Origin of the sequence: Mesorhizobium captivum, assembly GCF_033977165.1 — a bacterium.
GTDB lineage: Bacteria > Pseudomonadota > Alphaproteobacteria > Rhizobiales > Rhizobiaceae > Mesorhizobium > Mesorhizobium captivum.
Map to the genome: position 1 here is coordinate 40,961 of NZ_JAVIJB010000015.1, position 16,362 is coordinate 57,322.

Genomic DNA, 16,362 nt, shown 5'->3' on the forward strand with positions numbered 1-16,362 from the left:
CCTGCGCGAACGGAAGTGTCAGGCTTTGCCAATTTTTGTCGCCTTGCCCTTGTCGAACCACCACGCCGTTTCGACCGGAAAGCCGAAATCGGGTTTCTGTTCGGGAAAGCCGAACATGTCCCAATAGGCGACGCGGTGATTCGCCAGATAGTATGTTGGAATCCAGTCTAGCCGCGCGCGCAAGACCCGATCGAGCGCTCTGAGCGCCGTCACGAGTTCCGTTCGACTATTCGCTTTGCCGGCTGCCACGATCAGCGCGTCGATGGCCGGGCTTTCGGTGCCTGGATAGTTGCGCTGCCCGGGGATCTTCGCCATCCGCGAATCGTAGAGCATCTCCAGGCCGTCGGCAGTGGGCGTTGCCCCGATCGACCAATGGAGCAGGTTGAAATCGAAGTCGAAATCGCTCTGCCGCTCTTCATATTGTGTCGAATCGACCTGCCGGATCGACGCGTCGATCCCAATCGCCTTCATGTTCTCGGACCATTTGGTGAAGAGACGGACGATGCCATCGTCTTCAGCGAGCATTTCCACGCGCAGTCGCTCCCCCTTTTCATTGACCACGAAATCGCCCGCCCGCTTCCAGCCGGCTTCGGCGAGCAGTTTTGAAGCCTTGCCGAGCAGTTTGCGGTCGCGGCCTGAACCGTCGGATACAGGCTGCATCACTGGTTCGCCGAACGTCTCTGGCGGCAACTCGGCGCGAAACGGTTCCAGCAGGGCCAGTTCCTGGGGCGATGGCAGTCCTTCGGCCTTGTAGTCCGAGCGTTCGAAATTCGATTGCGAACGCTCGTAAGAACCAAAAAACAGGACGCGCTTGGTCCATTCGAAATCGAAGCAATTGGCGATGGCCAGTCTTACGCGCACATCACGGAATTGCGCACGACGCTGGTTCAGCGCGACCGCCTGCATGTCCGGCGTCTTCTCGCCGGGAAACTCACGTTTGACGACCCTGCCATCCTTGAGCGCCGGAAAATCATAACCGGTTGCCCATACCCGCGCGGTGAATTCCTCGCGAAAATGCGTGTCGCCTTTCTTGAAGGCTTCGAACGCCGCCTGGCGATCGAGATAGAAGTCGATGCGAATGCGGTCGAAATTGTTAAGGCCACGGTTCACGGCGAGATCGCGGCCCCAATAGTCGGCGACGCGTTCATATTCGACAGTCTGTCCGGCCATGACGCGCCCTATCTTGTAGGGTCCGGAGCTGAGCGGCGGTGTCATCGTCGAGGCATCGAAATCGTTGGCCGTATAAAAGGCCTTGGAAACGATCGGCATTGCGACGATCGAAAGGATGTTCTGCGCCGACTGTTCGCCATTGAAGGTGAGGTTGAGGGTGACGGGATCGACGGCAACTGCCTCCGTCATGAACCGCAACGCCTTGGACAGGTTCGGGTGGCCCTGATCCTTGTACAGCTTCAATGCGAAGGCGACGTCGTCGGCGGTCAGAGGTGTGCCATCGTGGAACCGCGCCTGCGGCCGCAGGGTGAAGCGGAAGCCGTTGCGGTCTTGCGACAAGGTAACGGACTCGGCAAGCAGGCCGTAGACGGCATCCGGCTCATCGAGCGCGCTAGTCATCAGCGAATCGAAACAGAGTTCGGTGCGCGGCGGTGAATCTCCCTTCAACACCAGGGAATTCAGGGTGTTGAAGGTTAGAAAGCTTTGATTCAGAGTTGCGTTCGGCGGCGCGAAATTCATCTGGCCGCCCTTGGGCGCGTCCGGATTGACATAGTCGAAATGCGTGAAGTCGGGCTTGTATTTCAGGTCGCCGAAGGCCGACAGGCCATGCAACTTGACGCCGGTCGGGGTCTCGGCAAAAGCCCGGCCTGGCAGCAGCGCCGTGGCTGCCGTTGCGGCGCCGAGCGCCAGGAAGTCGCGACGAGGAAGCAGCCGCCGCATCAATTGAGGCCTTTGTACTTGCCGGCCAGCGCCTTTTCCTTCTCGGGGTCGGCCCACCAGGAATCGATGTCGGCGCCGCGGTAGCTGGGCTGCTTTTCCGGCATGCCGAACTTGTTCCAGTAGGCGAGCCAAACCACCGCGCGGTAGTATTGCGGCACGACATAGTAATTCCACAACAGCACCCGATCGAGCGCATGGGTGGCGGCTACGAGATCGTCGCGGTCAGTGGCGAAGATGATGCGGTCGACGAGCGCGTCGACGACCGGGTTCTTGATGCCGGAATAATTGCGCGATCCCGGCGTGTCCGCGGCCTTCGAGCTCCAGAAGTCGCGTTGCTCGTTGCCGGGCGATTCCGATTGCTGGAGTATGCTGGTAATGACGTCGTAGTCGAAATTGTTGACGCGGTTGATGTACTGCGTCTGGTCGATGATCCGCAGCGTCGCATCGACGCCGATCTTGCGCAGATTGGCGATCCAGGGACTGGCGATGACCTGGTCGGTGTCGTTCGAGCCGAGTATTTCGAACTTGAACGGCGCGCCGGTTTTGGCATTTACCATCTTGCCGCCCTTGATCACCCAGCCTGCCTTGGCGAACAGGTCGACCGCCTGTTTCAGATATTTGCGCTCGGCTTGCGGTGCATCGTAGACCGGTAGCTTGAATTCCTGGGTAAACAGCTCCGACGGCAGCTTGTCGCGATACTTCTCCAGGATTTCGAGTTCCTTGCCCTGCGGCAGCCCGCTCGACGCCAGTTCCGTACCCTCGAAATAGCTGTGGGTGCGCGTGTTCGAGTTGTAGAACAGCGTGCGGTTCATCGTCTCGAAGTCGAACGGATAGGTCAGCGCGGCGCGCACGAGCCGATCCTGGAACAGCGGCCGCCGTTGGTTGAGCACGAAAGCCTGCATCGGCTCGGGAGACGTCGTCTTGAATTCCTTCTTGACCACGTCTCCGGCACTCACCGCTGGAAAGTTGTAAGCCGTCGCCCAGCGCCGCGAACTGTTTTCCGGTTTGATGTCTTGAAGTCCACCTTTGGTGAAAGCTTGCCAGGCGGCATTGTCGTCCAGGATATAGGTGAAGCGCTGGGTGTCGAAGTTCTCACGGCCGATCTTCACCGGCAGCTTGGCGCCCCAATAGTCGGGCACGCGCTGCCAGACGATCTCCGAGCCCGGCTTGAAGCTGGCGATCTTGTAGGCGGCCGAGCCCAGCGGCGGCTCGAGCGTCGGCCGGGTGATGTCGCGCTTCTTGCCACTGGCGTCGGTGCCTTCCCACCAGTGTTTCGGCAGCACGACGAGATCGCCGAGGATCTTGGGCAATTCCCGATTGCCCTTCTGGTTGAAATGAAACTCGATCTCGCGATCGGAGATGGCGACCGCCTCGGTCACATTCTCGAAATAGCGGCTGTACATTGGACTGTTGGCCTTCAACACCTGGAACGACCAGACCACGTCGTCGACGGTGATCGGCTGGCCGTCATGCCACTTGGCGCGTGGGTCGAGGCGGTAGGTCGCCGACGAATAGTCCGACGGATATTTGTAGGCCTCGGCGACCAGCGGATGGCTGACGCTGCCTTCATCGGTCGCCTGGTCCATAAGCGTGTCGTAGACCAGCCCGCCGCCGAACTGCGCGAAGCCGGCGGCCGGCGATCCCTGCACGATATAGGGATTGAAGCTGTCGAAGGTGCCGACAGTGACGGAGTTGAACGTGCCTCCCTTGGGTGCATCCGGATTGACGTAGTCGTAGCGCTGGAAATTCTCACCGTATTTCGAGGGGCCGATCAGCGAGGAGGTGGTGTGCCATTCGTCGGCCAAGCTGGCCCCAAGGCTCGCGGCGAAGGCAAGCGCCAGCACCGATGCGAAAAATGTCATTGATGCGAAAGGTGTCCGGGAGCGGCCAACCGTCATGCGTTCTCCTCGTCGCGAACAGTACTGACCGGCAATCTAGATCATTTGACGCCGGTGAAAACCGCAAGGAGCGTCTTTGTCGCCGCATATGCGGTTTTCCTAACAGAAAAGCCGGGACGAACCCGGCTTTTCTGAGGTTGCCTCTATGACAAATCGTTTATTGAGCAGGTGCCGCCGGCTTGGCCGGAGCGGCGCCTTCAGCCGGCTTGGCGGGTGCGGCGCCTTCCGCGGGCTTGGCGCCCTCGGCGGGCTTGGCCTCGGCTGAAGCGCCCGGTTGCGGCAGCGGCTTCGGATTGTCCGACAGCGTGCGCAGATAGGCGATCACATTGGCGCGGTCTTCATCCTTCGGCAGGCCGGCGAAACCCATCGCCGTGCCCTTCACGAACTTCTTCGGCGAGGTGATGAAGTGGTTGAGGTTGTCGTAGGTCCACTTCTCGGCGCCGCCCTTGGAAAAATCCTTCATGCCGGCCGAATAGGCGAAGCCCTCGTGCTCGGCGACGGGGCGGTCGACGATGTCCCACAGATCCGGACCGACCTTGTTCGGGCCGCCCTTCTCGCCGGAGTGGCAGGCCTGGCACTTCTTGAAGATGGCCGCGCCCGCCTCGGCGTTGGCCTTGGCGAGCAGATCGGCGATCGGCTTGGCCTCTGCGGCCGGAGCGGCCGCGCCGCCACCTTCCGCCGGCTCTTGAGCCTCGATGGCGAAGCCAGGCTTCTCGGGCGCAGGCGAAGCGAACAGCGCGTCGGAGACGATACCTACGGAAAAGACCACGAAGACGGTTCCGAGGAATCCGGCAAGCAGCTTGTTGACTTCGGTGGAATCCATACGCCCCTTGCTCCCTTTTCCGGCGGACCGATCCGTCCACTCCGTCCGTCGGTATCGCGAACGGCCCCTCGGGGCCAGTCAAATCGGGCGGAAACTAGGTCTTTTGCTTCGGCGTTGCAACACCTATAAGGGCGCTTCCAGTGAGACCTTTTGCCACTTTCCCATCCGCTTTTTTCGGGCGTCCCGCAGTCCAATGTCGACATTGATCCTGATCCCCGCCCGCATGGCCTCGACACGCCTGCCGGGCAAGCCGCTGGCCGACATCGCCGGCGCGCCGATGATCGTCCATGTCGCCCGCCGCGGCGCCGAGGCCGGGCTCGGACGCGTGGTGGTGGCGACCGATACGGAGGCCGTGGCGCAAGCGGTTCGCGAGCATGGTTTCGAGGCGGTGATGACCCGCGCGGACCACGAATCGGGCTCCGACCGCATCTTCGAGGCGCTGACGGTTCTTGATCCCAAAAACAAGGTCGAGACGATCGTCAACGTGCAGGGTGACCTGCCGACCATCGATCCTGAAACCATCGGCGCATCGCTGCGGCCCTTCGCCGACCCGGCGGTCGACATCGCCACGCTCGGCGTCAAGATCGTGCGCGACGAGGAAAAGACCAATCCGAACGTCGTCAAGATCGTCGGCTCGCCGCTCTCAGCGACAAGGCTGAAGGCGCTCTATTTCACCCGCGCCACCGCGCCGTGGGGGGAGGGGCCGCTCTATCACCACATCGGCCTCTACGCCTATCGTCGCGCCGCGCTCGAACGCTTCGTTACGTTGAAGCCGTCGCCGCTGGAGCGCCGCGAGCGGCTGGAGCAGCTTCGGGCGCTGGAAGCCGGCATGCGCATCGATGCCGAGATCGTCCGGTTGTTGCCGCTCGGCGTCGACACGCCGGACGACCTCGAGCGTGCCAGGCAAATCCTTTCTAACTGAGACATCCAGAGAGACATTGGCGCATGCCTGAAAAGACCAACAGAATTTCCTTCCAGGGCGAGCCCGGCGCCAATTCCGATACCGCCTGCCGCAACATGTTCCCGTCGATGGAGCCGTTGCCCTGTCCGACCTTCGAGGACGCCTTCAACGCGGTGGAGACCGGCAAGGCCGAGCTCGCCATGATCCCGATCGAGAACACGATCGCAGGCCGTGTCGCCGACATCCATCATCTGCTGCCGGAATCGCGGCTGCACATCGTCGGCGAGTATTTTTTGCCGATCCACTTCCAGCTGATGGTGCTGCCGGGCGTCAAGCGCGAAGAGATCAAAAGCGTGCACAGCCATATCCACGCGCTTGGCCAGTGCCGCAAATACATCCGCAAGAACGGTTGGAAGCCGATTGTCGCCGGTGACACGGCGGGGTCGGCCAAGATGGTTTCCGAGGTCAGGGATCGCACCATGGCCTCGCTCGCCCCTGCGCTCGCCGCCGAGCTCTACGGCCTCGACATCATCGAGAAGAATGTCGAGGACACCGATTCGAACGTCACCCGCTTCGTCGTGCTGACCAAGAACAAGCAATGGGCCGAGCGTCCGTCGCCCGACGCCAAGATGATGACCACTTTCATCTTCCGCGTACGCAACGTGCCGGCCGCGCTCTACAAGGCCATGGGCGGCTTCGCCACCAACGGCATCAACATGACCAAGCTCGAGAGCTACCAGCTCGGCGCCTTCACCGCGACGCTGTTTTATGCCGACATCGAGGGCCACCCCGACGATCCGCTGGTCAAGCTGGCGCTCGACGAATTGCGCTTCTTCTCGCGCGAGATGCGCATCCTCGGCGTCTATCCCGCAAGCGCCTCGCGCGAGCAGTGGAAGGTGGCAGATTAGCTTTTTCTCGCCGTTGCAGGAAGGTAGCCGACGCTGCGGCCAGCTCCTTCTCCCCGTCTCTATACGGGGAGAAGTGCCCGGCAGGGTGATGAGGGGCAGCGCTGACTTCGACTGTTAATGCGTCTGGGTTCGGGTCGACGTCTGAAGCCCCGACTTGGCCTATCCAGCGTCTGCGCCGCCCCTCACCTGCCTGCCGGCATCCTCTCCCCGTATAGTGACGGGGAGAGGGGCGCTGCCATCGGCGCTTTCGCCAATCGTCAACGCCGCAGAAAGGGAAGGGGCGGGGCAGCGCGCTCTGGCCGAAACCATTAACGTTGGTGCTGGAACCGCTCTTGTTCAGCCAAAACCCAGCGGCACGTAGTCGATCTCCATGAACGCCTCGACCTCCGGCACCCAGCGGTCGCGCACGAACGCGACGTGGTCGGGGTGCTCGTTGTATCTTGTGTAGGCGGCCTGGTCGGCGAACTCCATCGAGAACCCGAACTGGTAGTCGTTCTTGGGGCTGACCTGGCGCAGCTGCTCGAAATGCGTCACGCCCTTGATCGCTGTCAGGATCTTCTTGGCATCGTGCAGAAACCGCTTCGCCTCCAGCGAATGCGGCGGATGCTTCAGCGTGAACACGACGGTATGGCGGATCATTTCCCTGCTCCTATTCGCTGTCGATCCAGGCGCGGATGAGGTGATGCGCGATCGCCCCCTTCGGCGGCGTGATCAAGCCGCCGGCATGCGTTCTGTCCAGCATCGAGCGCACCTCGTCGCGGAAAAACCAGCGGCAGTCCTCCAGCTCGTTGAGGTCGGCCTGGATGTCCTCGTTGAGCGGCTCGCCGAAGCAGCCGATCATCAGCGAGTAAGGAAACGGCCAAGGCTGGCTGGCATGGTAGACGACGCGGCCGAGCTTTATGCCTGCCTCTTCCAGCGTCTCGCGGCGCACCGCCGCCTCGATCGTCTCGCCCGGCTCGATGAAGCCGGCAAGCGCCGAATACATGCCCGGCGCGAAATGCCGGCCGCGCCCGAGCAGGCATTTCTCGCGCGTCGCCGTCAGCATGATCGCCACCGGATCGGTGCGTGGGAAATGGTCGGCGCCGCAGGCCGGGCAATGCCGTCTGTAGCCGCCGGCGCGCATTTCCGAGCGGTTGCCGCATTTCGAGCAGAAGGCGTGGCTGGCGTGCCAGGCGAGCAGCGCGGCGCCCTGCGCCAGCGCCCCGGCGGCCGCCTCGTCGATCAAGCCCTGCATGTAGACCGAGCGGTAGTCGATCGCCTTCACCGCTTCCGGCAGATTTTCCGGCTCGATGCCGCCAGGTACGGCAAGCACCGGACCGCAGTCCGAAATGCCGAGCAGCACGCCGTGGTCGAGCGAAGCCTCGAAGGCCTGGCTTTCCGCCGCCTCGAACCAAGGGTCGAACATGCCGTCGGCGAGCTTCAGATAGAGCCGGCCGCCATGCATAAGCATCAGCCTTGCCGATTGCTCGGCGAGCGCCTTCTCGACGGCGTCGTCGGCGCGGTTTTCCGATTGCCGATCGATCCGGTTTCCGGCGAAACCGACGAACTGGCTCGGTTCGCGCAATGGCGCGTCAAACAGGCGAAAGCTCATAGGGACTCGGGGTCTCGGGAAAGTGCAGGATGGACACTGGTCGGCTTATAGCGCTGCCTTGATCGTTTCGGCAAACCGTCGGATCTCGGGGCGCTGATAGGGCTCGCGCATGCCGTGCCCCCAGACGGGCCCCGGCCAGCCGGGATCGCCTTCGCTGCGGGCGATGACATGGACATGCAACTGGCGCACGATGTTGCCCAAAGCGCCGGTGTTGATCTTAGTGCAGCCGGTCACCCTTTTCAGCGCCTGCGCCACCATATTGGTCTCGAAGGTCAGCATCGTCTGGTCGAGCGGCGTCAGCTCGTGGATTTCCTCGACGCCCGGCCGCTGCGGCACCAGCACCAGCCATGGCCAGCGGCGATCGTTCATCAGCCTGAGCTCGCACAGGCCGAGCCACATGAGCTGCTCACTGTCCGCCTCCAACCGGGCGTCCAGCGTGAATCCGGCCTTGAGGCCAGGCAGCATGGGCGTTTCCCTCGCTTTTGTAGTCTTTTCCAAACCGGGGAACGCTAGAGCGGCGGCAAGGTGGCTGCAAGCGAATCATTGACCGCTATTGTGGATTTGAAGGGTTCCCCGCCCGCATGGCTTGGCCGGTCATTCACCTCCACCCTTGCATTTCGCCGCCGAATTGCCGATATGGAGCGCGGGAGGTTGGTGGTGGACGATCCACTCGCCAACCGGGTCAGGTCCGGAAGGAAGCAGCCCTAACGAGCCCGGAACGGGTCATTGTTCCAGCCTCCCGCCTCTTCGCCTTTCTCCCGCGACGTTGACGGCGCCGAGCCGTGCGGGCGAGACTATGCGCAGGAATCGACCGCCTGCGGTCCTTGGAGCTTTTGACGGCGAATGAGCGAAGCCGGAAATTTGGGGCCAAAAAATCCGGAGACGGAAAAGGCCGGCGCCTATCGCGTGCTGGCGCGCAAATATCGCCCCTCGAATTTCTCCGAGCTGATCGGCCAGGAGCCGATGGTCCGCACCCTGACCAATGCCTTCGCCACCGGCCGCATCGCCCAGGCCTGGATGCTGACCGGCGTGCGCGGTGTCGGCAAGACGACGACCGCGCGCATTCTGGCACGGGCGCTCAACTACAAGACCGCGACAGTCGATCAACCCTCGGTCGACCTGTCGATCCCAGGCGAGCATTGCCAGGCGATCATGGAAGGCCGCCATGTCGATGTCATCGAGATGGATGCCGCCTCCCACACCGGTATCGACGACATCAGGGACATCATCGACCGTGTCCGCTACGCGCCGGTCGCGGCCCGTTACAAGGTCTACATCATCGACGAAGTGCACATGCTCTCCACCCAGGCCTTCAACGGCCTGCTGAAGACGCTGGAAGAGCCGCCGCCGCACGTCAAATTCATCTTCGCCACCACCGAGATCCGCAAGGTGCCGATCACGGTCCTGTCACGCTGCCAGCGCTTCGATCTGAGGCGCATCGACGCCGGCGCGCTGGTCGCGCATCTTTCCTCGATTGCCGCCAAGGAGGGCATTTCCGTCGACGACGAGGCCCTGGCGATGATCGCTCGCGCGGCCGAAGGCTCGGCGCGCGATTCGCTCTCCATCCTCGACCAGGCGATCGCCCATGGCAGCGGCACGGTCAGCGCCGAGGCGGTGCGCGCCATGCTAGGGCTTGCCGACCGCGCCCGCATCATCGACCTGTTCGAGCATGTCATGAAGGGCGATGTCGCGGCGGCCTTGGCCGAGTTCCGCTCGCAATACGACACGGGCGCCGATCCGGCCGCCGTGCTCACCGATCTCGCCGAATTCAATCACCTCGTTACCCGGCTGCGTTTCGTGCCGGCCGCGGCAGACGACGCTTCGCTCTCGGAGGACGAACGCCGGCGCGGCGCCGAGTTCGCGAGCGCGCTGTCGGTGCGCGTGCTGTCGCGAACCTGGCAGATGCTGCTCAAGGGCATTCCCGAGGTGCAGTCCTCCAACCGCCCGGTCAGCGCCGGCGAGATGGTGCTGATCCGGCTGGCACACGCCGCCGACCTGCCGACGCTGGACGAGGCGCTGAAATCGCTGGAAGGCGCGGCAACGGTGCCGAATGGCGCGCCGCGCGTCAACGGAGCGCCCACCGGCAATGGCGGCGGCGCAAGTGCTGTGGCGCAGGCCCGGATGCCGACCTCCACCGGCGGCGCGCAGACGATGCGCCTGGTCGAAGCTGAGCCCGTGCCAGCCGCCTTCGTTCCGGCCCCGGCGCCAGTGGTCGAAACGCCCGCCGTTCCGGTGAAGTCGCTGGCCGATATCGCTGCACTTGCCGACGCCAATCGCGACATCGCCTTCAAGGTGCAACTGAAGCGCTATGTGCGGCCCGTGCGCATCGAGCCCGGCCGCATCGACGTCACCTTGACCGACGATGCGCCGAAGATGCTGCTCAACGACCTGACCGCGAAGCTGCGCGCCTGGACCGGTCGCAACTGGCTGGTCTCGCTGTCGAAGGAGGAAGGCGGCCAGACGCTGGCCGAAATGGAGACGACGAAGCGCGAGAACGCCTTCTCCGATGCCAGGAGCGACCCGACGGTCGCCGCCATTCTCGCCCGCTTTCCCGGCGCCAAGATCATCGACGTGCGCATTCCGGATGTGCCGGACGTGGAAGAGACCGGGGCCGACCTGCCGGTCGAGCCGGCCGCCGACGACGACGAAATCTAGAGCATGATCCCGAACCGAAGAACCGCGTCAGAGAAAAGTGGGAACCGGTTTTTGCTTCGCTGACCTACGGTTCGGACAAGATCATGCTCCAACAAAAGAAACCAAGAGGACGTTTGCAATGAAAGATCTTCTCGGCCTGATGGGCAAGGCGAAGGAAATGCAGGCCAAGTTCCAGGCCATGCAGGACGAGATCGCCACGCTGGAAGCCACCGGACAGGCGGGTGGCGGACTGGTCAGCGTGACGCTGACCGGTAAGTTCGAAATGAAGGCGCTGAAGATCGATCCGTCGCTGCTCAAGGACGACGAGGTCGAGATCCTCGAGGACCTGCTTTTGGCCGCTCACAATGACGCCAAAAATAAGGTCGAGCAGGTTATGCAGGAAAAGACCAAGGCGCTGACGGCAGGTCTACCTATACCACCCGGAATGAAATTGCCGTTCTGAGGCGGCTGCCGTCAGTTAATTGATTATGAACGAAAATCAAGCCCGGGCCGCTATATTAACTATTTTGCCGGCAATGCTCACGGGCTCATTTCGCGACATTCATAAAGTTTTACCCAAGTCCAGAGGTTGCTAACCGTCTAGCCATCTTTTTGCCTGAAAGAGTCTCATTCTTGCCACATCTCGGGGCGGGCTGGCATCTGGAAATGAGGCTTTTTTGTTGATCGCGACGCGATGGAAGACGCCGCTGCTGCTTATCGGCATCGCCGCTTCCCCCTTGTTCCTGGCCGGCTGCAGCCAGACCGCTTCACATGGCATGTCGGTGGCGAGCCTTGCCGACGCCGTCACGCCGAGCTTCCTCAGCTCGCGCTCCTACAGATACACGATGAAGGACAAGGAATGCCTGCAAAGGGCGATGTTCTTCGAGTCCAACCGGTCGAGCCGCGACGGCATGATCGCCGTCGGTACGGTCGTGATGAACCGGCTGCGCTCGGGCCAGCACGGCAGCACCATCTGCGAGGTCGTCGGCGAGAGGGGTCAGTTCGCGCCCGGCGTGATGACACGGCCGATGAATTCGAGGGCGCTGCCGGATGTCGAGGAGGCCGCCGAGGCGGTGCTCAAGGGCGAGCGCAAGGCCAAGCTCAAGAACACGATGTATTTCCACACCGCCGGGCTGCGGTTCCCTTACAACAACATGCACTACACGATGGTCGCCGGCGGCAACGCCTTCTACGAGAAGCGCGGCCGCAACTGGCAGCCGCTGCCCGATGAACCCATGGTCGCCCTGGCCTCCGGCAAGTCGCAGAAGACCGACCCTGCCGCTCCGGTGCTCGTCGCTTCCGCCGAGCCGGTGAAGACGATTGTCCATCCGGATCCGGCCAAGCAGGCCGCTATGACCGCTGCCGCGGCGCCGTCGCGTACGGCCAAGCCTGCGAGTACTCCCGACGAGCAGACCTACACGGCATCAGTCGCGACTGCGCAGAAGTCCGGCCGCGTCACGGCGAAGCCGACGGTGGTGGCGATGCAGGAACCGATGGAGGAACCGGATGCGTCCCGCTTCGGTGGCACGCTGAAGGGCCGGTACGTCACCTCCGTTCCAAGCGCGCCGCGGGAAGCGGCGATGGGGTTCGAGTCGACGCCTGAGAACACCGACGCCATCGGCGCGCTGATCGTCAGCCAGAACCGGCCGCTCTAACCTGCTCAGCTCACTTGCTCGATGATCCGTCATGGCAGCATGGCGGATCACGTGCCATTGCGGACTGTTCCAAACCGCTCTGAAAAATCCTAGATCAGAGTGATGTCGAAACGAATCGCCGGTCCAGAGATCGAACGCCTGATCCAGCTCCTGGCCAAGGTGCCGGGGCTCGGGCCGCGTTCGGCCAGGCGCGCCGCCCTCCATCTCATCAAAAAGAAGGAGCAGTTGCTCGAACCTTTAGCCGCCGCCATGGGCGAGGCGGTCGACAAGGTGCGCATCTGCTCGACCTGCGGCAATGTCGACACCTCCGACCCTTGCATGATCTGCACCGACCCGCGCCGCGACGCCGGCACGCTGATCGTCGTCGAGGACGTCTCCGACCTCTGGGCGCTGGAGCGCGCCGCCGCCATGAACGTGCGTTATCATGTGCTCGGCGGCACGCTGTCGCCGCTCGACGGCATCGGCCCGGACCAGCTCAACATCCGCTCGCTGGTCGACCGCGTCGCCGGCGGCGAGGTGAAGGAAGTGATCCTCGCCGTCAACGCCACCGTCGAGGGCCAGACCACCGCGCACTACCTGACCGACCAGCTCTCGGGCCTCGACGTCAAGGTGACCAGACTCGCGCATGGCGTGCCGGTCGGCGGCGAGCTCGACTATCTCGACGAAGGCACGCTGGCCGCCGCGCTGCGATCGAGGACGGCGTTTTGAGGGAGTTGGGGAGGGGGCACTTGGAAATGACAGCATTCCTTCGCGCCCCCCTCTGTCCTGCCGGACATCTCCCCCACAAGGGGGGAGATCAGATGCCACGCCGGCTTTCGTCAATCTCCAACGTCGCAGGAAGAGGCGGGGCGCCGAAGCTGCCAATCTCCCCCCTTGTGGGGGAGATGTCCGGCAGGACAGAGGGGGGCGCGACAGAACGCAACCTTCGCATATTTACCTTCGCGTTTTTGTTCGCGAGCTTTGTCGTCCTTCTCCTCACGCACCCCTCCCGCGCAGCCCCCATCGACGACCAGTTCCAGGCGTGGCTGCAAAACGACCTCTGGCCCGAGGCGCAGGCCAAGGGTATCTCCAAGAAAACCTTCGACGCCGCCTTCATCGGCGTGAAGCCGAACCTGAAATTGCCGGACCTCGTCTTGCCCGGCAAGAAGCCGACGACGCCTGAAAAGCAGCACCAGGCCGAGTTCGGTCCGCCCGCCAACTATTTCGCCGAGAAAATCATTCGCCCCGTCACCGCCGGCGGACGGTCGCGCGAGAGCACCAACGCAAGAGTGCTCGGGCTGATCGAGAAGCGCTACGGCGTGCCTGGCGAGGTCGTGCTGGCGATCTGGGGTCGCGAGACCGGCTTCGGCGCGGCCAGGATGCCTTACGACGCCTTCGAGGTGCTGGGCACCAAGGCGTTCATGTCGACCAAGAAGGATTTCTTCCGCGCCGAGGTGCTGGCGGCGCTCGAGATCGTCGAGCGCGGGCTCGCCCCGGTCAACGCGATGAAGTCGTCCTGGGCCGGCGCGCTCGGCCAGCCGCAATTCATGCCGACGTCGTTCCTGAAGCACGCCGTCGATTTCGACGGCGACGGCCGGCCCGACATCTGGAATTCGACGCCCGACGTGCTCGCCTCGATCGCCAACTACCTCGTCCATTATGGCTGGGCGAGGGGGCGCGGCTGGGGGACCGAGGTGATCGCGCCGACCAACGTCTCCTGCTCGCTCGAAGGACCTGATCAGGGCAAGAAGATTTCCGACTGGGTGGCGATGGGCGTCAGGCGCGCGGACGGCAAAGCGTTCCAGGCCAGCGAGCTGAAAGCCGAGGGCTTCCTTCTGATGCCGGCCGGGCGCAGCGGCCCGGCCTTCCTTGTCACGCCGAACTTCTATGTGCTGAAGGAGTATAACACCAGCGACCTCTATGCGCTGTTCATCGGCCACGCCGCCGACCGCATCGCCAAGGGCGACACCACCTTTGCCGGCAACTGGGGCCCGGTCGGCGATCTCCACCGGTCCGATATCGCGTCGCTCCAGCGGGCGCTGGAGGCGAAGGGCTACGATGTCGGCAGCGCCGATGGCCTGCCCGGTTTCAAGACGCGTCGCTCGATCGGCACCTGGCAGTCGAAGAACGGCAAGGCCGCGACCTGCTTTCCCGACGCGAGCCTGGTTGCGCAGCTGAAATGACGGCGACCTTCAAGGGTCAAGGTTTAGCAGATTCTTCCTGATTGGAGGCTTCGATTAGCCGGCGCACGGGTCGACTAGTGGCGGCCCATTCTGGCCCAATAAGCGATCTCGCAAAATGCGCGTTGCGGGTTCGAACGCCGCCGAATAGGGTGTTGACCAACTGGACAAAAACCACGACGGTAAGTGGTCCAAGCCGCCGTCGGCTTCGCAAAGAATAATGCAGCCCTGAGCCGGGAACTCAGGTCAACAAAACAGGGAACGATCACCATGATGCTGGAAAAGTTTGCTCTCCGTAGCTTGCTTGCGGGTGTGGCAATGTCTGCGCTGCTCGCGGCGCCCGCCTTCGCGGTCACGCCTGCCGACACGCTGGTCGAAGGCTTCGCCATCGACGACATCATCTCGATGGATCCGGGCGAGGCGTTCGAGCTGTCGACCGCTGAGGTCACGGGCAACACCTATGACCTGCTGGTTCGGCTCGACCTCAGCGACACCTCCAAGGTCAAGGGCGACCTCGCCGAGAGCTGGACCGTTTCCGACGACGGCATGACCTACACCTTCAAGCTCAAGCCCGGCATGAAGTTCGCTTCCGGCAATCCGATCACCGCGGCCGACGTCGCCTATTCCTTCGAGCGCGCCATCAAGCTCGACAAGAGCCCGGCCTTCATCATCAACCAGTTCGGCATCAGCGGCGACAACGTCACTGAGAAGGCGAAGGCCGTCGACGACACCACCTTTCAGTTCACCGTCGACAAGGCCTATGCGCCGAGCTTCGTGCTCAACTGCCTGTCGGCCACTGTCGCCTCGGTCGTCGATGCCAAGCTGGTCAAGGAACATGTCGCGGCCGTCACGCCCAGCGCCGACTACAAATGGGACAACGACTTCGGCAACGCCTGGCTGAAGACCGGCTATGCCGGCTCGGGCCAATACAAGCTCCGCGAATGGCGCGCCAACGAAGCCGTCGTCCTGGAACGCAACGACAACTACAATGGCGAGAAGGCGAAGCTCGCCCGCGTCATCTACCGCAACATGAAGGAAAGCTCGGCGCAGCGCCTGGCGCTCGAAGCCGGCGACATCGATGTCGCACGCAACCTCGAGCCGAACGACCTCGATGCCATCGCCAAGAACGCCGACCTCACCACCACAAGCGCGCCGAAGGGCACGGTCTATTACATCAGTCTCAATCAGAAGAACGCGAATCTCGCCAAGCCGGAGGTTCGCCAGGCGTTCAAATATCTGATCGACTACGACGCGATGAGTTCGACGATCCTCAAGGGCATCGGCGAGATCCACCAGTCGTTCCTGCCCAAGGGCGACCTCGGCGCGGTCGACGAGAATCCCTTCAAGTTCGACGTCGCCAAGGCCAAGGAACTCCTGGCCAAGGCCGGCCTGGCGGATGGCTTCAGCGTCACGATGGACGTGCGCACCGGCCAGCCGACGACCGGCATGGCGGAATCGATCCAGCAAACCCTGGGCCAGGCCGGCATCAAGCTGGAGATCATTCCGGGCGACGGCAAGCAGACGCTGACCAAGTACCGCGCCCGCAACCACGACATCTATATCGGCAATTGGGGCCAGGACTATTTCGATCCCAACTCCAACGCCCAGACCTTCGCCTCGAACCCGGACAATTCCGACGCCGCCAAGATCAAGACGCTCGCCTGGCGCAATGCCTGGGACATTCCGGACCTGACCAAGCAGACCGAGGCGGCGCTCTTGGAGAAGGATTCGGCCAAGCGCGCCGATATGTACAAGGACTTGCAGCAGAAGATCCTCGACACCAGCCCCTTCGTCATCATCCACCAGCAGCTCGAAGTGGCGGGCTTGCGCAAAAACCTCAAGGGCTTCGCGCTCGGCCCGAGCTTCGACACCAATTTCGTCTGGTCGGTCTCGAAGGAATAGT

Annotated in this window: 14 protein-coding genes and 1 other RNA gene; 9 read left to right on the plus strand and 6 right to left on the minus strand. The window is 63.0% G+C overall.

Going from position 1 to position 16,362, the window contains the following annotated elements; genetic code table 11:
* Positions 1-18: 18 nt before the first annotated feature.
* The 3 genes from RFM40_RS14925 to RFM40_RS14935 form a co-directional block, all read right to left on the minus strand.
* Positions 19-1,890, minus strand: coding sequence for an extracellular solute-binding protein (locus RFM40_RS14925; RefSeq protein ID WP_320277748.1), 1,872 nt, complete (start codon positions 1,888-1,890; stop codon positions 19-21).
* A complete protein-coding gene (locus RFM40_RS14930; RefSeq protein ID WP_430691675.1) occupies positions 1,890-3,788 on the minus strand; it encodes an extracellular solute-binding protein in 1,899 nt (632 codons plus the stop codon). The genes RFM40_RS14925 and RFM40_RS14930 overlap by 1 nt, the downstream gene beginning before the upstream one ends.
* Before the next feature lie 157 nt (positions 3,789-3,945).
* Positions 3,946-4,611 carry a c-type cytochrome gene (locus tag RFM40_RS14935; RefSeq protein ID WP_320218631.1) on the minus strand — a complete coding sequence of 222 codons (666 nt, stop codon included), beginning with the start codon at positions 4,609-4,611 and terminating at the stop codon, positions 3,946-3,948.
* Positions 4,612-4,804: 193 nt separating this feature from the next.
* Here RFM40_RS14935 and RFM40_RS14940 point away from each other — a divergent pair, with 193 nt between their 5' ends.
* Together RFM40_RS14940 and RFM40_RS14945 are read left to right on the plus strand one after the other, a co-directional pair.
* A complete protein-coding gene (locus tag RFM40_RS14940) occupies positions 4,805-5,533 on the plus strand; it encodes a 3-deoxy-manno-octulosonate cytidylyltransferase (protein WP_320277749.1) in 729 nt (242 codons plus the stop codon).
* Between the two features lie 23 nt (positions 5,534-5,556).
* Positions 5,557-6,420, plus strand: coding sequence for a prephenate dehydratase (locus RFM40_RS14945; RefSeq protein ID WP_320227416.1), 864 nt, complete (start codon positions 5,557-5,559; stop codon positions 6,418-6,420).
* A gap of 336 nt (positions 6,421-6,756) precedes the next feature.
* On the opposite strand, the gene RFM40_RS14950 is transcribed toward RFM40_RS14945, so the two are convergent.
* From RFM40_RS14950 to RFM40_RS14960, 3 genes are read right to left on the minus strand one after another with little or no spacing between them, the layout of a single operon-like run.
* Positions 6,757-7,059, minus strand: coding sequence for a Dabb family protein (locus RFM40_RS14950; protein WP_320227415.1), 303 nt, complete (start codon positions 7,057-7,059; stop codon positions 6,757-6,759).
* Between the two features lie 10 nt (positions 7,060-7,069).
* Positions 7,070-8,011: an NAD(+) diphosphatase gene (gene nudC / locus RFM40_RS14955; protein ID WP_320277750.1), complete on the minus strand. Its 942-nt coding sequence runs from the start codon at positions 8,009-8,011 to the stop codon at positions 7,070-7,072.
* 45 nt (positions 8,012-8,056) lie between these two features.
* Positions 8,057-8,476: an HIT family protein gene (locus RFM40_RS14960; protein ID WP_320227413.1), complete on the minus strand. Its 420-nt coding sequence runs from the start codon at positions 8,474-8,476 to the stop codon at positions 8,057-8,059.
* A gap of 181 nt (positions 8,477-8,657) precedes the next feature.
* Here RFM40_RS14960 and ffs point away from each other — a divergent pair.
* The 7 genes from ffs to RFM40_RS14995 all read left to right on the plus strand — a co-directional run bounded on the left by ffs (position 8,658) and on the right by RFM40_RS14995 (position 16,361).
* An RNA gene (ffs, locus tag RFM40_RS14965) (signal recognition particle sRNA small type) lies at positions 8,658-8,754 on the plus strand.
* Positions 8,755-8,854: 100 nt separating this feature from the next.
* Entirely contained in the window at positions 8,855-10,666 is a 1,812-nt protein-coding gene (locus RFM40_RS14970) for a DNA polymerase III subunit gamma/tau (protein ID WP_320227412.1), read from the plus strand.
* Between the two features lie 118 nt (positions 10,667-10,784).
* Positions 10,785-11,108: a YbaB/EbfC family nucleoid-associated protein gene (locus tag RFM40_RS14975; protein ID WP_071101772.1), complete on the plus strand. Its 324-nt coding sequence runs from the start codon at positions 10,785-10,787 to the stop codon at positions 11,106-11,108.
* Between the two features lie 217 nt (positions 11,109-11,325).
* On the plus strand, positions 11,326-12,300 hold the full coding sequence (locus tag RFM40_RS14980; RefSeq protein WP_320277751.1) for a cell wall hydrolase: 975 nt from the start codon (positions 11,326-11,328) through the stop codon (positions 12,298-12,300).
* Positions 12,301-12,402: 102 nt separating this feature from the next.
* Complete coding sequence (gene recR / locus RFM40_RS14985) at positions 12,403-13,008, plus strand: recombination mediator RecR (protein ID WP_292345833.1); 606 nt, start codon at positions 12,403-12,405, stop codon at positions 13,006-13,008.
* Positions 13,009-13,184: 176 nt separating this feature from the next.
* Positions 13,185-14,462, plus strand: a complete 1,278-nt coding sequence (locus RFM40_RS14990; RefSeq protein WP_320277752.1) for a lytic murein transglycosylase — start codon at positions 13,185-13,187, stop codon at positions 14,460-14,462.
* Between the two features lie 270 nt (positions 14,463-14,732).
* Complete coding sequence (locus RFM40_RS14995) at positions 14,733-16,361, plus strand: ABC transporter substrate-binding protein (RefSeq protein ID WP_320227459.1); 1,629 nt, start codon at positions 14,733-14,735, stop codon at positions 16,359-16,361.
* Position 16,362: the final 1 nt, after the last annotated feature.